Source organism: Mesorhizobium sp. CU3, from assembly GCF_006442965.1.
Classification (GTDB): Bacteria; Pseudomonadota; Alphaproteobacteria; order Rhizobiales; family Rhizobiaceae; genus Mesorhizobium.
In genome coordinates this window covers 1-1,756 of the sequence record NZ_VFWX01000035.1, presented here as the reverse complement: position 1 = coordinate 1,756, position 1,756 = coordinate 1, and the positions used below count along the sequence as shown (strand labels likewise).

At 64.1% G+C, this 1,756-nt stretch carries 1 protein-coding gene; it reads right to left on the bottom strand.

Features of this window, described 5'->3' with window-relative positions:
* Positions 1-154: 154 nt before the first annotated feature.
* The gene (locus FJ988_RS30495) at positions 155-1,528 is read right to left on the bottom strand and encodes an MFS transporter (RefSeq protein WP_140823041.1); all 1,374 of its coding nucleotides are present in this window, start codon (positions 1,526-1,528) and stop codon (positions 155-157) included.
* Positions 1,529-1,756 lie beyond the last annotated feature (228 nt).

Here is a 1,756-nt window from a genome sequence, read left to right as displayed (position 1 = left end):
GCAAGCACCTGGTCCGTGGCACCCTCAACAATGCACGATTCCAAACACACAAGGGGTGTTCCAGCGGAGTGAGACGTTGGCGTTCCCTGGAACACCCCTCATCCGTCGCCTTCGGCGACACCTTCTCCCACAAGGGGAGAAGGAAAAAGGCGCGCTACCGTTTATCCGCCGGATAGGGCGTCCCCACCAGGATCGCCATGCCTAGGCCGAGGAACAGGATGATCGCCGCCATGCCGAGCCGCGGCGAACCGCTGATGGTGGTGATGCTGGCGACCATGAACGGCGCCAGGAAGCTCGTCGCCCGGCCGGCCAGCGCATAGATGCCGAAATAGCGTCCGGATTCCGCGGCCGTCACGCTGCGCGCCATATAGGAGCGCGACGACGCCTGCACCGGACCGAAGGCAAGACCGATCAGCAGGCCGTAGAGGATATAGGCCTTCTCGGCCGCGGTGCCGAACAGGCCGCCGGAATCGGCGGTCGACAGCGGGATCAGGCCGAGCAGCGTGAAGCCCGGTCCGGTCGAGACGACACCGACAGTCGCGACCGAGAGCATCACCAGCGCAATCATCACCACATGCTTCGAGCCGAAGGCGGTGTCGAGCCGCGCCGCGATCCAGCAGCCGAAGATGGCGACGATGTTGAGGATGATGCCGAACAGGCCGATCTCGGTGATCGACCAATGGAACATGCCGGCCGCGAAGGTGCCGCCGAGCGCGAGCAGCGCGTTGACGCCGTCCTGGTAGATCATGCGCGCCAGAAGGAAGCGCAGAATGCCGCTGCGCTGACGCACTTCGGCCAGCGTCGACTTGAGTTCCGACAGACCCTCGCGCACCGCCGGCCCGATCGCAATGCCCTTGATGGCGTCCGGGGTGAAGAAAAACATCGGCAGGATGAACAGAAAGTACCAGCCGGCCGACATCGGCCCGGTGAAACGTGCATCCTCGCCAAGCTTCGGGTCGAGTCCGAACAGCGGGTCGAGCCCGATCAGCGTCTTGCCGGTTTCAAGATTGCCGGCGAGGAACAGCACCACGAAGATCAGCGCGATCATGCCGCCGAGATAGCCGAGCCCCCAGGCCATGTTTGAGATCTTGCCGATCTCGTCCTTCGGCACCAGCCGCGGCATCATGGAATCGTTGAACACGGTTGAGAATTCCGCCGCCACCGAAGCCAGTGAGAACAACAGCACGACCAAAAAGAGGTTCGAACCGGGTGCTGCAAACCACAAAAGCGTGAGGCTGACGATCTTGATCGTCGCGAAGAACGCGATCCACGGCTTGCGCGGTCCGGTCTGGTCGGCGATCGAGCCGAGCACCGGCGACAGCACCGCGATGACCAGGCCGGCGGCGGCGATGCCGTAGCCCCAGGCCGCCTGGCCGCTGGCCGGGTCGCTCGCCATGCGCGAGACGAAATAAGGCCCGAAGATGAAGGTGGTGACGACGGTGAAGAAGGGCTGCGCCGCCCAGTCGAAGAACATCCAGCCCCAGATGCCGCGCCCCGATGCCCGCTGCACAGTCTCTACCGCCGCCATGCTCTCTCCCCTGGCACCCCGCCCCTGTCCGGCGCCATGTCTGCATGTTTCGGGTGCTCATGCAAATGAACAAGCGCGGCGCCAATTCCTCTCCCCGTGGAGTGGGCTACGGCATGCACCATTTCCAAGCGGTTGGTCTTTGGCGATAGCGTACATGGCTGCCTGGCGCATGCACTGTCTCATGTAGCGCTGGTCGACCCCCACTCCGTCTCGGCTTCGCCGAGACAC

Coding starts and splice junctions, on each gene's coding strand:
- FJ988_RS30495 (WP_140823041.1), bottom strand. CDS start 1,528: ATGGCGGCGGTAGAGACTGTGCAGCGGGCATCGGGGCGCGGCATCTGG.